Genomic DNA, 19,401 nt, shown 5'->3' on the forward strand with positions numbered 1-19,401 from the left:
AGCACGTGACGGTCAATATGACCAAGGGTCAGGCCATCAGTCTGCAGAAGGCGGACGGGGGCACGCTGACCGCGGTCCGGATGGGCCTCGGCTGGCAGGCGGCGAAGCGCCGCGGACTGTTCGGCTCGCGGACGCGGGAGATCGACCTCGACGCCTCGGCCGTGCTCTTCGCCGACAAGCAGCCGGTGGACGTCGTGTTCTTCCGTCACCTGCAGAGCGACGACGGCTCCGTCCGGCACACCGGTGACAACCTCGTCGGCGGCGTCGGCCAGGGCGGGGACGACGAGGCGATCCTCGTCGACCTCCAGCGCGTGCCGGTCCACATCGACCAGATCGTCTTCACGGTGAACTCCTTCACCGGCCAGACGTTCCAGGAGGTGCAGAACGCGTTCTGCCGCATCGTCGACGAGACCAACGGCCAGGAGCTGGCCCGCTACACCCTCGACGGCGGCGGTCAGTACACCGCGCAGATCATGGCGAAGGTGTCCCGCCTGGGCGCCGGCTGGCAGATGACGGCCCTCGGAAACCCGGCCAACGGCCGCACCTTCCAGGACCTGATGCCGGCGATCCTGCCGCACCTGTAGCAGTACCGGGACGAGACGAAGCACGAGAGAAGAAGGCACGGGGGAGGGGCTGCACGATGACGGCCGAACTGGTCCGGGGGCAGAACCACCCCGTGTCCCACAGCCGGGTGGAGATCAGGGTCTCGGCGGGCACAGCCGTGCTCGCCCTGGCCTCGCTCGCCGACGAACAGGGCCGGTTCGCCGGCGACGCGGTACTGGCCCACCCGGGGGCCAGGTCCCTCCCCGGCGTGCAGGCGCCCGGGAACCTCGCCGACCGGCACACCTTCGCCGTCGACCTCGACGAGGTCGCGGCGGACGTCCACCGGGTCGGCGTGCTGCTCGTCCTGCCGCCCGGCGGCCCGGTGCGCTTCGGCTCCGTCCCGGCCTCCTACGTGGCCGTGGCCGACCCGGCGGGCGCCGAGCTGGCCGGCTACACCCTGACCGGGCTGGACGCCGAGACCGCCGTGGTCGCCATGGAGCTGTACCGGCGCCAGGGCGCCTGGAAGGTCCGCGCCGTGGGCCAGGGCTACGCCGACGGCCTCGGCGCCCTGCTGACCGACGGCGGACTGCCCGCGGCGGACGCCGCGGCCCTGGCCGCCGCCGCGCTGAGCACGGCCGACCCGGCCGCGCAGGGCGACGCCACACTCGCGGCCCTGCGGACCCTGGCCGGTGACCTGCGCGCCCCGCAGAACCCGGGCCAGAACCCGGCCCCGAACCCGGCCCAGGGCCCCGCGGCCGCCCCCGAGCCGTCCGACCAGATCCCCGTCTCCGGGGTCCCGTACGCCGGTACGCCCGGGCCCGCGCCCGCCGGCGACACCGGGGGCTCGCCGCCCACCATCGACTACGCCCACCCGCGGCGCCGCCGCACCAGCACCGAGCCGCCCGAGCCGGCGCCGCGGGCCGCCGCGCCGCAGGAGCCCGGACAGCCGCCGCGGCCCGTCGCCGGTGACGCCAGCGGCTGGTCCATGGAGGAGCGGCTCTACAACCAGGTCTGGGGCATGTTCGAGGACCTGGCCCGCACGCTGGCCGCCTACCGCAGCGCCGTGGAATTCGCCGACTCCCGCATGGACCGTGAGCTCGACGAGGCCCTCTCCGACCCGCGCCACCGCCTCGGCGGCTCCGGCAACGCCGCCCGCGACACCGCCCGGGCCCGCCGCGAGGAGCTCGTCGCCCAGGCCCAGGCCGTCCTCGACCGCGACCTCGCCCAGCTGATCGCCGAGTCCGAGGTGGTCGAGCCCGCGCTGCCGGCCGCGTACGCCCGCTGGGGCAACCCGGTCTGGCACGACAGCCGGGCGACCGCGCCGCCCGAGGAGAACCCGCTGGCCCTGCGCCTGGGCGACCTCTACCTGCCCGAGCGCCCCGACCTGCGGATCCCCATGCTGATGAGGGTCCCGCTGGAGCGCGGGATCTGGATCGACAACGGCCGTACCGGTTCCGAGGCCGCGATGGCCATGGACACCGACCGGCTGCGCCGGGCAGCCATGGACATGGCCGTCGCGCACGCGGTGCGGCTGCTCGCGGTCCACCCCGCCGACCGGTTCTCCGTCCACGTCATCGACGCGGCCGGGGCGGGCACCGCCTCCCTGGCGCCCCTCGTCCGCGCGGGGGTGCTGGCCGGACCGCCCGCCGCGGGGGCCCATGGGGTCACCGAGACCCTGGCCCGCCTCACCCGGCGGGTGGACCTCGTACAGATGGCGCTGCGGGCCGGCGCGCCCGAGGACCTGCCCCCGGACGTGGACACGGCCGAGCAGCTGCTGGTCGTGCACGATTTCCCGCACGGTTTCGACGACCGCGCCGTCACCCAGCTGCGGTACCTCGCGGACGAGGGGCCGGCGGTCGGCGTGCACCTGCTGATGGTCGCCGACCGCGACGAGGCCTCGGCCTACGGGCCGCTGCTGGACCCGCTGTGGCGCTCGCTGATGCGGCTGTCGCCGGTTCCGGACAGCCACCTCGCCGATCCCTGGGTCCACCACGCCTGGACCTTCGAACCGGACCTTCCGCCGCAGGGCAGCCGAGTCCTCGAACAGGCACTGGACCGGGTGGCGGAGGCCCGGCGCACTACCCGCCCGTGACCATCACTTGGCATTCCCTTTACCTTTTCGGCCCTTGATGGGTATGCTCGTGTGTGCGGAGGGGAGTATTCCTGCTTTCCTGCTACGGCGTACCCGTCAATACGGACCACTGCGGCGATCGTGCGCGCAGTCGGTCCCGGGGCGTCGGCCCACGGCCTCCAGGCCGCCCGGGTGGAAGAGACCTCCGGCAGCGATGACGCTGACGTAGTCCTGAGCCATCCGCCGGAGGCGTGTTCACCATGGAAGTTTCCTGGGCCCTGTGGGCCGCGACCATTCTTGGTCTGTCCCTCCTCATCGGTGCCGATTTCTTCATCGGCCGCAAGCCGCACGACGTGTCGATCAAGGAAGCCGGCACCTGGACGGTCGTGTGGATCGTCCTCGCCGCACTCTTCGGCCTCGGCCTGTGGTTCTTCGGCACCCCCCAGGCGTCGCAGGAGTTCTTCGCCGGCTTCATCACCGAGAAGTCCCTGAGCGTCGACAACCTCTTCGTCTTCGTCCTGATCATGGCGAAGTTCGCGGTGCCGTCCCACCTCCAGCAGCGCGTGCTGCTCATCGGCGTCCTGATCGCCCTGGTCCTGCGCGCGGTCTTCATCGCCGCCGGCGCCGCGGTCATCGCCAACTTCTCCTGGGTCTTCTACATCTTCGGCGCGTTCCTGATCTACACCGCGTGGAAGCTGATCCAGGAGGCCCGCAAGGACGAGGACGACGAGGAGTTCGAGGAGAACCGTCTCCTCAAGTCCGTCGAGAAGAAGTTCGGCGTCGCCGACCAGTACCACGGCACCAAGCTCTTCATCATCAACAACGGCAAGCGCGTGCTGACCCCGCTGATGGTCGTCATGCTCGCCATCGGCACCACCGACGTGCTGTTCGCCCTGGACTCGATCCCCGCGATCTTCGGCCTCACCCAGGATCCGTACATCGTCTTCACCGCCAACGCCTTCGCCCTGATGGGCCTGCGCCAGCTGTACTTCCTCATCGGCGGTCTGCTGAAGAAGCTGGTCCACCTCAGCTACGGCCTGTCGATCATCCTGGGCTTCATCGGCATCAAGCTGGTGCTGCACGCCCTGCACGAGAACGGGGTGCACGTCCCGGTGATCTCGATCCCGGTCTCCCTGGGCGTCATCTGCGGTGTCCTGGTCATCACCACGATCACCAGCCTGATGGCCTCGAAGAAGCAGGCGGCGGCCGAGGCCGCCGCCCGCCAGGAGAGCATCGACGCGTAACCGCGGCTACGGAGCTACGCGGGGGCGGCCGCTTCGGCCGCCCCCGCTTCCGTTTCCCTGCCGGCGTCCGAGCCCGCCCCTACCACCAGCGGGCTGGTCTCCGGCAGCAGCGCGAAGCAGCCCAGGCTCAGCAGCGCGATCCCGGTCAGGTACACCGCGACGCCCCACGGCGGACCGGGGCCGTCCGCCAGCGCCGTCGCCACGATCGGGGTGAGCCCCCCGCCCAGCACCCCGCCCAGGTTGTAGCCGACGGCCGCGCCGGTGCAGCGGATGCGCGGGGCGTACAGCTCCGGCAGGTACGCACCCACCACCGCGAACATCGTCACCATGCCCAGCAGCGCCGCCGCGAAGCCCAGCGTCATCAGCAGCGGATCTGCCGTACCGAGCAGCGCCACCAGCGGGAACATCAGCAGGGCGCAGGCGCTGCACCCGGCCAGGCACAGCGGCCGGCGGCCGTACCGGTCGCCGAGCACCGCCACCAGCGGGGTCACCAGGCCCATCAGCGCCACGGCGCCCATGATGCAGGCCAGCACCACCGTCCGGCCCAGGCCGAGGCGCTCGGTGGCGTACGCGAGGGCCCAGGTGGTGACCGCGTAGAAGACGGCGTAGGCCGCGGCGAGCGCCCCGCCGGTCAGCAGGAGCAGTCGCCAGTGGCCGCGGACCACCTCGGCCAGCGGCGCCTCGGCCCGCCGCCCGGTCTCGGTCAGCGCCTTGAACTGCGGGGTCTCCTCCACCGAGCGGCGCAGCCACAGACCGGCGAGGGCCAGCAGTCCGGCGGCCCAGAAGGGCACCCGCCACCCCCACGAGGTGAACTGCGCGTCGGTCAGTGCCGCGGACAGCCCCAGCATCAGGCCGTTGGCCAGCAGGAAGCCCACCGGCGGGCCGATCTGCGGGAAGCTCGACCACAGTCCGCGCCGCTGTTCGGGCGCGTGCTCGGCGGTCAGCAGCACCGCGCCGCCCCACTCTCCGCCGAGCCCGAGGCCCTGCAGGAAGCGCAGCAGGAGCAGCAGCACGGGCGCGGCGACGCCGATCGAGCCGTACGTGGGCACGCAGCCCACGGCGACCGTGGCGAGGCCGGTGAGGAGCAGGGAGGCGAGGAGCACCGGGCGTCGGCCGTAGCGGTCGCCGATGTGGCCGAAGACCGCCGACCCGAGCGGGCGCGCGAGGAAGCCGACGCCGAAGGTGCCGAACGCGGCGAGGGTCCCGGCGAGCGGGGAGAAGGAAGGGAAGAAGAGCGGGCCGAGCACGAGGGCGGCGGCCGTTCCGTACACGAAGAAGTCGTAGAACTCGATCGCGGTCCCTGCGAGCGAGGCCAGGGCGAGCCGCAGCATGCCGGGGCGGGTCGAGTCCTCGGCCTCCGTCTCCGTCTCCGCCGGCCGGGCGGTGGCGGACGCGGCGGTGGCGGTGGCGGGGGAGGCGGGGGAGGGAAGGGGGACGGGGGAGGACGCGAGGGGCGGGGCTGGGTCTTGGTGCATGGTGCACCAATTACCCGTTCCCCGCCCCTCAGGACGTGCGTTCGGCCGTCAACGACCGGAAGGAGTGCGCCGCGTACCGAAGTTGACGCGCTGCCCCGGCTACCAGCCGCGCTCGCGCCATTCGGCCAGGTGCGGCCGCTCCGCGCCGAGCGTGGTGTCGTTGCCGTGGCCGGGGTAGACCCAGGTCTCGTCCGACAGCTGCTCGAAGAGCTTGTGCTGCACGTCGTCGATCAGGCTCGCGAAGGCCTTCGGGTCGCCCTGGGTGTTGCCGACGCCGCCCGGGAAGAGGCAGTCGCCGGTGAACACGTGCGCGTGGCCGTGCGGGTCGTCGTAGATCAGGGCGATCGAGCCGGGGGTGTGTCCGACCAGGTGGCGGGCGGTCAGCCTGACCCGCCCGACCGTGATCGTGTCCCCGTCGCCGACCAGGACGTCCGTGCCGACGGGGATGCCCTCCGCGTCGAGGGCGCCCGCGTACGTGCGCGCTCCGGTGGCCTCCACGACGGGAGCGAGCGCGCCCCAGTGGTCGCCGTGCCGGTGGGTGGTGACCACGGACGCGATGCCGTCGTCGCCGATCAGGTTCAGCAGTGTGCCCGCCTCGGCGGCCGCGTCGATGAGCAGCTGCTCGTCGGTGGCCCGGCAGCGCAGCAGGTACGCGTTGTTGTTCATGGGGCCCACCGCGACCTTGGAAATCATCAGGTCCGCGAGCTCGTGCACGTCGGCCGGACCGCCGACCTTGACCTCTCCGGTGTACGTCATGTCTTGATCCTAGAGCGGCGGGAGCTCGGGCAGGGGGCCGCCCGTGGTGGTCAGGGAGGCGCCCTTGTCGCCGCGGCCGGCCAGCCAGGCCAGCAGTCCGGCGGCGGTGCCGGACACGGTCACGACAGGTTCCCCGGCGGAGCCGGTGCGCCAGGTGCGCCCGTCGGGCGTGGCCAGGGCCGTCGGCGGCACTTCCGGACGCGCGGACCAGCGGTCGGCGAGGAAGGTGATCTCGCGGTCGGTGAACTCCGCCGGCAGGTCGTCGAGCTCGTAGCCGATGTTCAGATCGACGTGGTGCAGGTCGACCTCGACCCAGCGGCGGAAGGGCACGTTGGCGGCGAGGTCGGTGATGCCGTTGCGCAGTTCGACGGTGCGGGACCAGTCCTGGTCGGGCTCCGTGGTGGCGAGGAAGCGGGCCCCGGAATCACGGAGGTCCGTGAGGTGTTCTTCCAGGGGCCGGCCGGCGTCGCGTGCGATGTCCGTGTCGCGCGTGGCGGCGCTCTCGTACATCGGGCGCCCCTCGAAGACGTTCACGAGGGCGTCGGCGTTGCGCGCGAGGTGGGCCAGGATGTGGCCGCGGGTCCAGCCGGGGAGATGTGACTCCTCGGCGAGGGCTGCGTTGTCCATTTTCGCGACTGCGGTCAGCAGCCGGTCCGTGGCTTCACGTACAGATCGCAGGTCGTGCACATGATCAGTCATGAGTCGAGCCTAGTGGTCCTGGGACTTCGGCCACACGATCGGGTGAAGAGGTCTCCGGAGTGCCGTAAATCGAATGTGCGTGCTATACGCTCGAAGTCCAGACTCCATCTCCACCGCAGAGGCGCCCCCCATACCCTGGGACGGGGGCCCGTGCCCCCGCTCTCTCAAGAAAGGTGCGGACCGGCGTGACCGACCGTCTCATCGTTCGTGGCGCTCGCGAGCACAACCTCAAGAATGTCTCGCTCGACCTGCCCCGCGATTCGCTCATCGTCTTCACCGGACTCTCCGGCTCGGGCAAGTCCTCCCTGGCCTTCGACACGATCTTCGCCGAGGGTCAGCGCCGCTACGTCGAGTCGCTCTCGTCGTACGCACGCCAGTTCCTCGGGCAGATGGACAAGCCCGACGTCGACTTCATCGAGGGCCTCTCCCCGGCCGTCTCGATCGACCAGAAGTCGACCTCGCGCAACCCGCGCTCGACCGTGGGCACCATCACCGAGGTCTACGACTACCTGCGCCTCCTCTTCGCCCGCATCGGCAAGCCGCACTGTCCCGAGTGTCGCCGCCCCATCTCGCGCCAGTCGCCGCAGGCGATCGTCGACAAGGTGCTCGCGCTCCCCGAGGGCAGCCGCTTCCAGGTGCTCTCGCCGCTGGTGCGCGAGCGCAAGGGCGAGTTCGTCGACCTCTTCGCCGACCTGCAGACCAAGGGCTACAGCCGGGCCCGGGTGGACGGGGAGACCATCCAGCTCTCCGAGCCGCCCACCCTGAAGAAGCAGGAGAAGCACACGATCGAGGTGGTCATCGACCGCCTCACCGTCAAGGACAGTGCCAAGCGCCGGCTCACCGACTCCGTGGAGACGGCCCTCGGCCTCTCCGGCGGCATGGTGATCCTGGACTTCGTCGACCTCGCCGAGGACGACCCCGAGCGTGAGCGGATGTACTCCGAGCACCTCTACTGCCCGTACGACGACCTTTCCTTCGAGGAGCTGGAGCCGCGCTCCTTCTCCTTCAACTCGCCCTTCGGCGCCTGCCCCGAGTGCACCGGCATCGGCACGCGCATGGAGGTCGACCCCGAGCTGATCATTCCGGACGAGGACAAGTCCCTGGACGAGGGCGCGGTCTCGCCGTGGTCGCTCGGCCATACCAAGGACTACTTCCAGCGGCTGATCGGCGCGCTCGCCGGGGAGCTCGGCTTCCGGACCGACATCGCGTGGGCCGGGCTGCCGGCGCGCGCGAAGAAGGCCCTGCTCTACGGGCACAAGACGCAGATCGAGGTCCGCTACCGCAACCGGTACGGGCGCGAGCGGGCGTACACGACGGCCTTCGAGGGCGCCGTGCCGTTCGTCAAGCGGCGGCACGCGGAATCGGAGAGCGACGCCAGCCGCGAGCGCTTCGAGGGCTACATGCGCGAGGTGCCCTGTCCGACCTGTGAGGGCACCCGCCTCAAGCCGATCGTGCTCGCCGTGACGGTGATGGAGAAGTCCATCGCCGAGGTCGCCGCCATGTCGATCAGCGAGTGCGCGGACTTCCTGGGCCGGATGCGGCTCGACGCCCGCGACAAGAAGATCGCCGAGCGCGTCCTGAAGGAGGTCAACGAGCGGCTCCGCTTCCTCGTCGACGTCGGTCTCGACTACCTCTCGCTCAACCGGGCCGCCGGCACCCTGTCGGGCGGCGAGGCCCAGCGCATCCGGCTCGCCACGCAGATCGGCTCCGGCCTGGTCGGCGTGCTGTACGTGCTGGACGAGCCCTCCATCGGCCTGCACCAGCGGGACAACCACCGGCTGATCGAGACGCTGGTACGGCTGCGGGACATGGGCAACACGCTCATCGTGGTCGAGCACGACGAGGACACCATCAAGGTGGCCGACTGGGTCGTCGACATCGGTCCGGGCGCGGGTGAGCACGGCGGCAAGGTGGTGCACAGCGGTTCGCTGAAGGACCTGCTGAAGAACACCGAGTCGATGACCGGGCAGTACCTGTCGGGCCAGCGCTCCATCGCGATCCCGGACGTGCGCCGGCCCGTGAACGGCGAGCGCAGGCTCACCGTCCACGGGGCCAAGGAGAACAACCTGCGGGACATCGACGTGTCCTTCCCGCTGGGCGTGCTCACGGCCGTGACGGGCGTGTCCGGCTCGGGCAAGTCGACGCTGGTCAACGACATCCTCTACACGCACCTGGCGCGCGAGCTGAACGGCGCCCGCTCGGTGCCGGGGCGGCACACCCGGGTGGACGGGGACGACCTCGTCGACAAGGTCGTGCACGTCGACCAGTCGCCGATCGGCCGCACGCCGCGGTCGAACCCGGCCACGTACACCGGTGTCTTCGACCACGTGCGCAAGCTCTTCGCGGAGACGATGGAGGCGAAGGTGCGCGGCTACCTGCCGGGCCGCTTCTCCTTCAACGTGAAGGGCGGCCGGTGCGAGAACTGCTCCGGCGACGGCACGATCAAGATCGAGATGAACTTCCTGCCGGACGTCTACGTCCCGTGCGAGGTGTGCCACGGCGCCCGGTACAACCGGGAGACGCTGGAGGTCCACTACAAGGGCAAGTCCATCGCCGAGGTCCTGAACATGCCGATCGAGGAGGCGCTGGGCTTCTTCGAGGCGGTACCGACGATCGCGCGCCACCTGAAGACGCTGAACGAGGTCGGGCTGGGCTACGTCCGCCTCGGCCAGTCGGCGCCGACGCTGTCGGGTGGTGAGGCGCAGCGCGTGAAGCTGGCCTCCGAGCTGCAGAAGCGGTCGACGGGCCGGACGGTGTACGTGCTGGACGAGCCGACGACGGGTCTGCACTTCGAGGACATCTCGAAGCTGATCAAGGTGCTGTCGGGGCTGGTGGACAAGGGGAACTCGGTGATCGTCATCGAGCACAACCTGGACGTCATCAAGACCGCGGACTGGGTCATCGACATGGGCCCGGAGGGCGGCTACGGCGGCGGCCTGGTGGTGGCCGAGGGCACGCCGGAGCAGGTGGCGTCGGTGGGAGCCAGCCACACGGGCAAGTTCCTGCGGGACATCCTGGGGCCGGACCGCATCTACGACGGGGCGTCTGCGGCGGTGGTAAAGGCGTCGGCCAAGAAGGCCCCGGCGAAGAGGGCCGCTGCCGCCAAGACGGCTGCTGCCGCGAAGAAGGCCGCCGCTCCGGCGAAGAAGGCGGCTGCGCGGACCCGCAAGGCGTAACCGCCGCTCAAACGCCGGCGGGGCTCGATGTGGCCCCGCCGGCATTTGAGCGCCGCACCCAGCGGGCCTTCTTCCTGCACTTCTCCGCGCCCAAGTGGTGCAGCCGGTGGAGGAGTCCGGCCGTGGCCGGGACCGTGTGGGCCGCTATCCGCTGAGCTCCGCCGCGTACGGAGGCTCCGCGCCCGCCCGCGTGCAGGTCAGGGCCGCCGCATGGGCGGCGTAGGCGAGGACGTCCGGCCAGTCCACCGGCTGCCCCGGCGCCCCGGCGAGCCGGTGCAGCAGCGCGGCGTTGACGGTGTCGCCCGCCCCGATCGTGTCGGCCACCGCGACCCGGCGGGCCGCCACCGAGTGCTCCGCACCCTCCCGCGTCCAGACGGTCAGGCCCGCCGCGCCCCGGGTCAGCACCACCGCCGACGGTCCCGCCGCCAGCCAGTCGCGGACCCCGCCGCCCAGCCAGGCCGCGTCCTCCTCGGACAGCTTGAGGACGGTCGTGCTCGGCAGCAGCCGCTCCAGGAAGCGCGCGCGGTACGCCGCCGGGTCCGCGATCAGCGCCGGCCGGATGTTGGGGTCCAGCAGGGTCAGCAGCCCGCGCCGCGACTCCCGGCGCAGCAGGGCCTCGTACGCGCTCGCGCCCGGTTCCAGGACCAGCGAGCAGGTGCCGAGCGCGAGGGCCCGTACCCCGTCGGGGAGGGCGGGCGGCAGGGTGAACAGCCGGTCCGCCGTGCCCTCGACGTAGAAGCCGTACGAGGCCGAGCCGTCCGGGGCCAGCGAGGGCACGGCGAGGGTGGTCGGCTCCGGTCCGCGCTGGACCAGCGACACGTCCACCCCGGCCGCGCGCAGCCCGGCCAGCAGGCTCTCGCCGAAGCCGTCCGCCGAGACCCGCGAGCAGAAGGCCGTCTCGGCGCCGAGCCGCCCGAGGGCGAGCGCGGTGTTGTACGGTCCGCCGCCCGGCCGGGGCAGCAGCGCGCCCGGCGGCCGCTGCGCGGGCACCAGGTCGATGAGGGCTTCTCCGCCGACGACGATCACGCGGGGGAAGGTATCCCATGCGGCGGCGGTATCGTCGGGTGGGCCGGTGCCCCGGCCGGTGCCCCGGCCCGCGCCACGGCCCGTGCCCGTACCCCGCCCACCGTGCCCGTACCCCAGGAGAACCGCATGCCCGCGCCGCAGTCAGCCGCCCGCCGTACCGTCCTCAAGGGCGCCGCCGCGCTCGCCGGGGCCGCCGGCGCCGGAGTGACGCTCGCGGCCTGCTCCACCGAGACCAACAGCGGGGGCAACACCCCCGCCACGCCCACCGCGCCGGTGGAGCTCGGCGCCGCGGCCGACGTCCCGGTGGGCGGCGCCAAGCTGTACCGGGAGCGGAAGCTGATCGTCAGCTGCCCGGCGGAGGGTCGGTACACGGCGTTCAGCGCCCAGTGCACGCACGCCGGCTGCGTCCTCGACAAGATCGTCGAGGGTCAGGGCAACTGCCCCTGCCACGGCAGCCGCTTCGACGTGGCCACCGGCGAGGTCCTGCGCGGCCCGGCCTCCTCCCCGCTGCCCGCCGTCCCGGTCCGGGCCGAGAACGGCAAGCTCATCGCGGGCTGACCCCGCGCAGGTCACTCCCAGTCCCATGTGATCCCGAGGATCCCGCGCCGCACCGTCTGCTCCACCAGGTGCACCGCCCGGTGCCGGCCGCCGGGCGTCAGGTCCACGAGGCCCGTGCGCGGGGCCTTCGGCCCGGTGCGGGCGAAGCGCCGGCAGCGCACCGGCAGGGCCGCCTCGTCGAAGCGGACCTGGAGCATGTACTGGCCGCCCGCGTAGCTGAAGCCGCGCACGTACTCGCGGCTGCGGGCGCCCGTACCGTCCTCGATGCCGTAGCCGAAGACGTAGGTGTCCCCGCGGCGCAGCCGCGCGTCGAAGAGCAGCTCCGCGACCACCACCCCGGCCTCCGGATGGCAGCGCACCCGGCCCGTACGGCAGTTCTCGTACGCCGCCACGCGGATCCGGGAGACGTCGCAGCCCGGGTCGCCGTGGTGGACGGCGAGGTAGCGGTCGACCCCGTCGCGGTGCGCCCGGACGATCTGCTGCGACGCGCGGACCCGCAGCTCGCCCGCCGGGCCGATGCGGACCCGCTCGTGGTGGCCGAGCGTGTGCAGTCCGCCGTCCGGCGGCAGCTCCATCCCGTCCAGCAGCCGCTCCACCGTGCCGCCCATGCTGAACAGGGCCCGGTACGAGCGGGTGGCCGGACGGGCCGGCCCCGGGCCGGGTTCCGGCGCGGCGAGCAGGCGCAGGAGGGCGCCGTCGGGCAGCTCCAGGATCTGCTCCAGGGCGGTGACGGCCCGCAGCGACTCCGCGTGACGCGGCCGCCGGGCGCCCTGCTGCCAGTAACTGAGGCTCGTGACACCGACCTTGATGCCCCGGGCCGCCAGCCGGTGCTGGATCCGGTGCAGGGGCAGTCCGCGCGCGGCGAGGGCGGCGCGCAGAGCGAGGTGGAAGGGGCCGCCGCGCAGTAACCGGCCGAGTTCGGCCGTGTCCCCGGTCGGCGCCATCGCGACTCCTCTGTGAACGTTCACACGCGTCGGCGCGGAGGATCGCGCCGGAGGCTCCGGAGGACCAGGTGGAACGACAGCAACCGTTCACACCACAGCCCCACCGTTCACACTGCAACGTCACCGCGTATTGAAGCGTGTTGACCTGATCGCGACAACTGCTTGATGCTCCTGAACAGCGTCCGGACGCGCTCCTCCACCCCCCAATCCCCACACTGGGAGGAACGCGATGCGCAACCGAAACGGGCGGCTTTCCCTGGCCGCCCTCCTCACCACCGTGCTGTTCACCCTGCCCGTCGGCACCGCCACCGCCACGGCAGCCGAGACCGGCACCGAATCCGCCCTTGCCTACAAGCGCCTGAACATCACCATGCAGGCGCAGCAGAAGACCAACTGGTGCTGGGCCGCGGGCGGCAACACCATCGCCACGTGGTTCGGCCGGAACCACACCCAGAACCAGTTCTGCAACGCCGCCTTCAACCGCCAGCAGGGCAGCGAATGCCCCAACAACCAGGCCACCCTCGGCAACGTCCAGACCGGACTGCGCTGGGCCGGCATCAACCCCGGCTCGTACGTCAACGGCTGGCTCCAGTACTCCACCGTCCAGACCGAGATCAACGCCAACCGGCCGATCGAGACCCGGATCCAGTGGTCGAACGGCGGCGGCCACATGCACGTCGTCTACGGCTACGACACCGCGAGCAACTGGGTGTACTGGGGCGACCCCTGGCCCTCCAGCGACCGCTACAACTGGGCCTCGCACGCCTGGTACGTGAACAACAGCACCTTCTCCTGGACCCACTCGCTCTACCGGATCGGGACGTGACCGCCATGACCCTTCGCGTCACCGCCACCGCCGCCGCGGTCCTCGCCGCCACCGCCCTCCTCGGGCTCGCCCCGCTCGCAGCCGCGGCCCCCGGGGGACCCGTACCGCAGCCCGAGGCCGCCACCGCCGAGAACCGGGCCGCCGCCACGAAGGCGGCAGCCGCACCCGACACCCTCGCCATCCTCTCCCGCTTCTTCGCCCGCGAGGGCAAGGTCTCCCTCGCGGCCGCGCAGCCCCGGATCGAGGGCGAGGCGATACCGGTCAACCACCTCTCCCCGGACTTCGTCGCGGGCCGGGCGGGGGCGTCCGTCGCCCGCCTGGAGTTCCTCGCCAGCAAGGCGGTCTCCTCCGACGGCCGGCAGGCCGCGCTGTGGACGGCGCGGACGGAGGCGGGCTGGCAGGTGGTGAACATCGCCACCGGCGACGACGAATTCCGCTACGCGCGGCAGGGCGCGGAGAAACTGCCCGGCGGGACGGTGTTCCGGGAGCCGCAGATCGACGCGTGGTACGTGGCCGGGGGCGGTCGGGTGCTGCCGCTGGACGAGGACGGGGTGCGGGCCGTGGGCGCGGGGGGTGCCAGCCTGGACGGGTACCGGGCCCGGGTGGCCGCCGCGTACGGGGACAAGCTGCCGGGCTCCGCGTATGCCGCGCGGGGCGTGGCGGGCGGCTACGCCGAGCCGGCCGTGGCCGAGGCCGCCGGCACCCCGGTGGAGGTGCTCGCCGGAGGCGCCGCGGCGCTGGCGCTGGGCGGAACCGGGGTGCTGGCCCTCCGCCGCCGTCGCGCCGTCGTGGCGTAGCTCCCGGGGCTCTGCCCCGGACCCCGGTCCTCAAACGCCGGACGGGCTGAAGTCAGCCCCGCCGGCGTTTGAGGCGCGGGTCCGGGGCGGAGTCCCGGTCTTTCGGGTCCGGGCGGAGCCCGGGGAGCCGCGCGCAGCGGATCACCCGGAGCCGCAGACCGGGCCCGGAGGGCTACGGCGGGTTGTCGGACCGCGCCAGTAGGGTGGTTGGCATGGCCGACCCTTCCAGCTATCGCCCCCAGCCGGGGCAGATCCCCGACTCCCCCGGGGTCTACAAGTTCCGCGACGAACACCGCCGGGTGATCTACGTCGGGAAGGCCAAGAGCCTGCGCCAGCGCCTGGCCAGCTACTTCCAGGACGTCGCCGGCCTGCACCCCCGTACCGCCACCATGGTGACCACGGCCGCCTCCGTCGAGTGGACCGTGGTGTCCACCGAGGTCGAGGCGCTCCAGCTGGAGTACTCGTGGATCAAGGAGTTCGACCCCCGGTTCAACGTCAAGTACCGGGACGACAAGAGCTACCCCTCCCTCGCCGTGACCATGAACGAGGAGTACCCCCGGGTCCAGGTCATGCGCGGGCCCAAGAAGAAGGGCGTGCGCTACTTCGGTCCGTACGGGCACGCCTGGGCCATCCGCGAGACCGTCGACCTGATGCTCCGGGTGTTCCCGGTGCGGACCTGCTCCGCCGGAGTGTTCAAGCGCTCCGCCCAGATCGGCCGCCCCTGCCTGCTCGGCTACATCGGCAAGTGCTCCGCGCCCTGCGTCGGCCGGGTCACCCCCGATGAGCACCGCGAACTGGCCGAGGACTTCTGCGACTTCATGGCCGGGCGGACGGGGACGTACCTCTCCCGCCTGGAGAAGGAGATGCACGAGGCCGCCGAGGAGATGGAGTACGAGAAGGCCGCCCGGCTGCGCGACGACATCGGGGCGCTGCGCCGGGCCATGGAGAAGAACGCCGTCGTGCTGGCCGACGCCACCGACGCCGACCTGATCGCGGTCGCCGAGGACGAGCTCGAAGCGGCGGTGCAGATCTTCCACGTGCGCGGCGGCCGCGTCCGCGGCCAGCGCGGCTGGGTCACCGACAAGGTGGAGGCCGTCGACACCGCCGGGCTCGTCGAGCACGCCCTCCAGCAGCTGTACGGCGAGGAGAAGGGCGAGGCCGTCCCCAAGGAGGTGCTGGTCCCGGCGCTCCCCGAGGACACGCCGGTGCTGAGCCAGTGGCTCGCCGACCGCCGCGGCTCCCAGGTCAGCCTGCGGATACCGCAGCGCGGCGACAAGAAGGCCCTCATGGAGACCGTCCACCGCAACGCGCTCCAGTCCCTCGCCCTGCACAAGACCAAGCGTGCCAGCGACCTCACCACCCGCTCGCGGGCCCTGGAGGAGATCGCCGAGGCCCTGGAGCTCGACAGCGCCCCGCTGCGCATCGAGTGCTTCGACGTCTCCCACCTGCAAGGGGACGACGTCGTCGCGTCGATGGTGGTGTTCGAGGACGGGCTGGCCCGCAAGAGCGAGTACCGGCGCTTCCAGATCAAGTCGCATCTGGGGCAGGACGACGTCCGCTCCATGCACGAGGTGGTCTCGCGGCGCTTCCGCCGCTACCTCCAGGAGAAGCTGAAGACCGGCGAGTGGGAGGCCGAGGAGGGCGAGGGCGCGGTGCCCGAGGACGACGGGCGGCCCAAGCGCTTCGCGTACCCGCCGCAGCTCGTCGTCGTCGACGGCGGGCAGCCGCAGGTCGCCGCCGCCAAGCGGGCCCTGGAGGAGCTCGGGGTGGACGACGTCGCCGTGTGCGGCCTGGCCAAGCGGCTGGAGGAGGTCTGGCTGCCCGGCGAGGACGACCCGGTCGTGCTGCCCCGCACCAGCGAGGGCCTCTACCTGCTCCAGCGGGTGCGTGACGAAGCCCACCGTTTCGCCATCCAGTACCAGCGCAACAAGCGCGGCAAGCGCCTGAAGTCGAGCCCCCTCGACGAGGTGCCCGGCCTCGGCGAGAGTCGCAAACAAGCCCTGGTCAAGCACTTCGGTTCGGTGAAGAAGCTGAGACAGGCGACAATCGACCAGATCTGCGAGGTCCCGGGCATAGGACGCAAGACGGCCGAGACCGTGGCCGCGGCCCTCGCCGGGGCGGTCCCCGCCGGCCCTGCCGTCAACACGGCGACAGGAGAGATCATTGAGGATGAGACCCCGCCCCCGCGGGTGGGGGCACCTCCCGGCGGCAGCCGGGAGCCATCGTCCGAACGGGGGACCGAGCAATGACCGAGCACGAGACCACGCACGACCGAGACGGAGCACAGGTGAGTACGGGCACGACAGTGGAGCCCGGCGAGACCGCCGAGGCGGCCATCCCCGAGCTGGTGATCATCTCCGGCATGTCCGGGGCCGGCCGCAGCACGGCGGCCAAGTGTCTGGAGGACCTCGGCTGGTTCGTCGTCGACAACCTCCCGCCGGCGCTGATCCCGACCATGGTGGAGCTCGGCGCCCGCTCCCAGGGCAACGTGGCGCGCATCGCCGTCGTCGTCGACGTCCGCGGCCGCCAGTTCTTCGACGCCCTGCGCGAGTCCCTCGCCGACCTCGACAGCAAGGGCGTCACCCGCCGCATCGTCTTCCTGGAGTCCTCCGACGACGCACTGGTCCGCCGCTTCGAGTCGGTCCGCCGTCCGCACCCGCTCCAGGGCGACGGGCGCATCACCGACGGCATCGCAGCCGAGCGCGACCTGCTGCGCGAGCTGCGCGGCGACGCCGACCTGGTGATCGACACCTCCAGCCTGAACGTGCACGAGCTGCGCGCCAAGATGGACGCCCAGTTCGCCGGGGACGAGGAGCCCGAGCTGCGGGCCACCGTCATGTCCTTCGGCTACAAGTACGGCCTCCCCGTCGACGCCGACCTCGTCGTCGACTGCCGCTTCATCCCGAACCCGCACTGGGTCCCGGAGCTGCGCCCCTTCACCGGGCTCAACGAGGAGGTGTCGGGGTACGTCTTCAGCCAGCCCGGCGCCAAGGAGTTCCTCGACCGCTACACCGAGCTGCTCCAGCTCATCGCCACCGGCTACCGCCGCGAGGGCAAGCGGTACGTGACCATCGCGGTCGGCTGCACGGGCGGCAAGCACCGCAGCGTGGCCATGTCCGAGAAGCTCGCCGCCCGCCTCGCCTCCGAGGGAGTCGAGACCGTCGTCGTCCACCGGGACATGGGGCGCGAGTGACCGCACGGACCCCGCGGCTGAGCCGTCTGCGCCGCCTCACCCCGCGGGGCGAGGACGGCGCGGGCCGTTCCGGCCGTTCCGGCCGCCGGCGCGGCGCCACTCCCAAGGTGGTGGCGCTCGGCGGCGGCCAGGGCCTGTCGGCCTCCCTCGCCGCCCTGCGCCGGATCACCGGTGACCTCACCGCGGTGGTCACCGTCGCCGACGACGGAGGCTCCAGCGGCCGGCTCCGGGAGGAGCTCGACGTGCTGCCACCCGGGGACCTGCGCAAGGCGCTGGCCGCGCTGTGCGGGGACGACGACTGGGGCCAGACCTGGGCCCGTGTCATCCAGCACCGCTTCCAGTCCGAGGGCGACCTGCACGGGCACGCCGTCGGCAACCTGCTGATCGTCGCCCTGTGGGAACAGCTCGGCGACCCCGTCCAGGCCCTCGACCTGGTGGGCAGGCTGCTCGGTGCCCAGGGCCGGGTGCTGCCGATGTCGGCGGTGCCGCTGGAGCTCCAGGCCCTGGTCAGGGGCCACGATCCGGCCAGACCCGAGGACGTGGACACCGTCCGCGGGCAGGCCACCGTGGCCCTGACCCCGGGCGAGGTGCTCTCCGTACAGGTGGTGCCCAGCGACCCGCCGGCCGTGCCGGAGGCCGTCGCGGCGGTCCTGGACGCCGACTGGGTGGTTCTCGGCCCGGGGTCCTGGTTCTCGTCCGTCATTCCGCACCTGCTGGTGCCGGAACTGCTCGACGCGCTGGTCGAGACGAAGGCCCGGCGGGTCCTCTCGCTGAACCTCGCGCCGCAGCCCGGCGAAACAGAGGGCTTCTCTCCGCAGCGTCATTTGGAGGTTTTGGCCCGACACGCCCCTAAACTCGCCCTGGACGTGGTGCTGGCCGACGAGGCCGCCGTGCCCGACCGCGAGTCCCTCGCCGATGCCGCGAAACGGTTCGGTGCCGCGGTCGAGCTGGCGCCCGTGGCCAGGCAGGACGGTTCTCCGAAGCACGATCCGGAGCTGCTGGCCGCCGCGTACGACCGTATTTTTCGGATGCATGGAAGGATCGGCCCATGGCGATGACGCCCGCGGTGAAGGATGAGATCTCCCGCCTCCCCGTCACCCGGACCTGCTGCAGGAAGGCGGAGGTCTCGGCGATCCTTCGGTTCGCGGGCGGCCTGCACCTGGTGAGCGGCCGCATCGTCATCGAGGCGGAGCTCGACACCGGGATCGCGGCCAGACGCCTGCGCAAGGACATCCTGGAGATCTTCGGCCATTCCTCGGACCTGGTGGTGATGGCCCCCGGCGGACTGCGCCGCGGCAGCCGCTACGTGGTCCGCGTCGTGGCCGGCGGCGACCAGCTGGCGCGCCAGACGGGCCTCGTGGACGGCCGCGGGCGCCCCATCCGGGGCCTTCCGCCGCAGGTGGTCTCGGGGGCCACCTGTGACGCCGAGGCGGCGTGGCGCGGCGCCTTCCTGGCCCACGGCTCGCTCACCGAGCCGGGCCGGTCCTCCTCCCTGGAGGTCACCTGCCCCGGCCCGGAGGCCGCCCTGGCCCTGGTGGGCGCCGCACGCAGGCTCTCCATCGCCGCCAAGGCGCGCGAGGTGCGCGGGGTCGACAGGGTCGTCGTCCGCGACGGCGACGCGATCGGCGCCCTGCTGACCCGCCTCGGCGCCCACGAGTCCGTGCTGGCCTGGGAGGAGCGGCGGATGCGGCGCGAGGTGCGCGCCACCGCCAACCGCCTCGCCAACTTCGACGACGCGAACCTGCGCCGCTCGGCGCGGGCCGCGGTGGCCGCCGGAGCCCGCGTGCAGCGCGCTCTGGAGATCCTCGGCGAGGAGGTCCCCGAGCACCTCGCCGCGGCCGGCCGGCTGCGCATGGAGCACAAGCAGGCCTCCCTGGAGGAGCTGGGCGCGCTCGCCGATCCGCCGCTGACCAAGGACGCCGTCGCGGGCCGGATCCGCCGCCTCCTGGCGATGGCCGACAAGCGGGCCCAGGACCTCGGCATCCCGGGCACCGAGTCGAACCTCGACCTCAGCGAGGAGATGGCCGACAACATGGCCGGTTAGCCGACGCTCCCCGTACGGCAAAGGGGCCCGCGCGATCACTCGTGCGGGC

Annotated in this window: 16 protein-coding genes; 11 read left to right on the plus strand and 5 right to left on the minus strand. The window is 72.3% G+C overall.

All coding sequences use genetic code 11. The features are described from left to right. The first annotated feature begins 5 nt into the window (after window positions 1-5). The 3 genes from ACZ4VT_RS23615 (at window position 6) to ACZ4VT_RS23625 (ending at window position 3,858) form a co-directional block, all read left to right on the plus strand. Window positions 6-584 carry a TerD family protein gene (locus tag ACZ4VT_RS23615; protein ID WP_351298444.1) on the plus strand — a complete coding sequence of 193 codons (579 nt, stop codon included), beginning with the start codon at window positions 6-8 and terminating at the stop codon, window positions 582-584. Between the two features lie 56 nt (window positions 585-640). Then, window positions 641-2,635, plus strand: coding sequence for a TerD family protein (locus tag ACZ4VT_RS23620; RefSeq protein WP_467952435.1), 1,995 nt, complete (start codon window positions 641-643; stop codon window positions 2,633-2,635). A 239-nt stretch (window positions 2,636-2,874) separates the two neighbouring features. Further along, on the plus strand, window positions 2,875-3,858 hold the full coding sequence (locus tag ACZ4VT_RS23625; RefSeq protein ID WP_362809130.1) for a TerC family protein: 984 nt from the start codon (window positions 2,875-2,877) through the stop codon (window positions 3,856-3,858). A gap of 14 nt (window positions 3,859-3,872) precedes the next feature. Here the strand turns inward: ACZ4VT_RS23625 and ACZ4VT_RS23630 are convergent, their stop codons facing one another. The 3 genes from ACZ4VT_RS23630 to ACZ4VT_RS23640 all read right to left on the minus strand — a co-directional run bounded on the left by ACZ4VT_RS23630 (window position 3,873) and on the right by ACZ4VT_RS23640 (window position 6,788). Further along, complete coding sequence (locus ACZ4VT_RS23630) at window positions 3,873-5,333, minus strand: MFS transporter (RefSeq protein WP_467952436.1); 1,461 nt, start codon at window positions 5,331-5,333, stop codon at window positions 3,873-3,875. A 99-nt stretch (window positions 5,334-5,432) separates the two neighbouring features. Beyond that, the gene (locus ACZ4VT_RS23635) at window positions 5,433-6,089 is read right to left on the minus strand and encodes an MBL fold metallo-hydrolase (RefSeq protein WP_467952437.1); all 657 of its coding nucleotides are present in this window, start codon (window positions 6,087-6,089) and stop codon (window positions 5,433-5,435) included. A 9-nt stretch (window positions 6,090-6,098) separates the two neighbouring features. Further along, window positions 6,099-6,788, minus strand: coding sequence for a maleylpyruvate isomerase family mycothiol-dependent enzyme (locus tag ACZ4VT_RS23640; RefSeq protein ID WP_467952438.1), 690 nt, complete (start codon window positions 6,786-6,788; stop codon window positions 6,099-6,101). A gap of 185 nt (window positions 6,789-6,973) precedes the next feature. Here ACZ4VT_RS23640 and uvrA point away from each other — a divergent pair, with 185 nt between their 5' ends. Beyond that, the gene (gene uvrA / locus ACZ4VT_RS23645) at window positions 6,974-9,964 is read left to right on the plus strand and encodes an excinuclease ABC subunit UvrA (RefSeq protein ID WP_467952439.1); all 2,991 of its coding nucleotides are present in this window, start codon (window positions 6,974-6,976) and stop codon (window positions 9,962-9,964) included. Between the two features lie 144 nt (window positions 9,965-10,108). Here uvrA and ACZ4VT_RS23650 read toward each other — a convergent pair whose 3' ends face one another. After that, entirely contained in the window at window positions 10,109-10,990 is an 882-nt protein-coding gene (locus tag ACZ4VT_RS23650; protein ID WP_467952440.1) for a carbohydrate kinase family protein, read from the minus strand. Window positions 10,991-11,116: 126 nt separating this feature from the next. On the opposite strand from ACZ4VT_RS23650, the gene ACZ4VT_RS23655 reads away from it, so the two are divergent. Then, window positions 11,117-11,548, plus strand: a complete 432-nt coding sequence (locus tag ACZ4VT_RS23655) for a Rieske (2Fe-2S) protein (RefSeq protein WP_467952442.1) — start codon at window positions 11,117-11,119, stop codon at window positions 11,546-11,548. 11 nt (window positions 11,549-11,559) lie between these two features. On the opposite strand, the gene ACZ4VT_RS23660 is transcribed toward ACZ4VT_RS23655, so the two are convergent. Next, complete coding sequence (locus ACZ4VT_RS23660; RefSeq protein WP_467952443.1) at window positions 11,560-12,492, minus strand: hypothetical protein; 933 nt, start codon at window positions 12,490-12,492, stop codon at window positions 11,560-11,562. Between the two features lie 229 nt (window positions 12,493-12,721). Between ACZ4VT_RS23660 and ACZ4VT_RS23665 the strand changes: the two genes are divergently transcribed. From ACZ4VT_RS23665 to whiA, 6 genes are all read left to right on the plus strand, one after another. After that, entirely contained in the window at window positions 12,722-13,318 is a 597-nt protein-coding gene (locus ACZ4VT_RS23665; protein ID WP_467952445.1) for a papain-like cysteine protease family protein, read from the plus strand. Between the two features lie 5 nt (window positions 13,319-13,323). Then, a complete protein-coding gene (locus ACZ4VT_RS23670; RefSeq protein ID WP_467952564.1) occupies window positions 13,324-14,115 on the plus strand; it encodes a hypothetical protein in 792 nt (263 codons plus the stop codon). 212 nt (window positions 14,116-14,327) lie between these two features. Then, window positions 14,328-16,364 (plus strand): excinuclease ABC subunit UvrC, encoded by a 2,037-nt coding sequence (gene uvrC / locus ACZ4VT_RS23675; protein ID WP_467952446.1) that lies wholly within the window; start codon window positions 14,328-14,330, stop codon window positions 16,362-16,364. Beyond that, window positions 16,361-17,308: an RNase adapter RapZ gene (rapZ, locus tag ACZ4VT_RS23680; protein ID WP_030720410.1), complete on the plus strand. Its 948-nt coding sequence runs from the start codon at window positions 16,361-16,363 to the stop codon at window positions 17,306-17,308. The genes uvrC and rapZ overlap by 4 nt, the downstream gene beginning before the upstream one ends. Next, window positions 17,305-18,366 carry a gluconeogenesis factor YvcK family protein gene (locus ACZ4VT_RS23685; RefSeq protein ID WP_467952448.1) on the plus strand — a complete coding sequence of 354 codons (1,062 nt, stop codon included), beginning with the start codon at window positions 17,305-17,307 and terminating at the stop codon, window positions 18,364-18,366. The genes rapZ and ACZ4VT_RS23685 overlap by 4 nt, the downstream gene beginning before the upstream one ends. Further along, window positions 18,357-19,352: a DNA-binding protein WhiA gene (whiA, locus tag ACZ4VT_RS23690; RefSeq protein WP_030009075.1), complete on the plus strand. Its 996-nt coding sequence runs from the start codon at window positions 18,357-18,359 to the stop codon at window positions 19,350-19,352. The genes ACZ4VT_RS23685 and whiA overlap by 10 nt, the downstream gene beginning before the upstream one ends. Window positions 19,353-19,401 lie beyond the last annotated feature (49 nt).

The organism is Streptomyces sp. NPDC029164 (assembly GCF_055563995.1).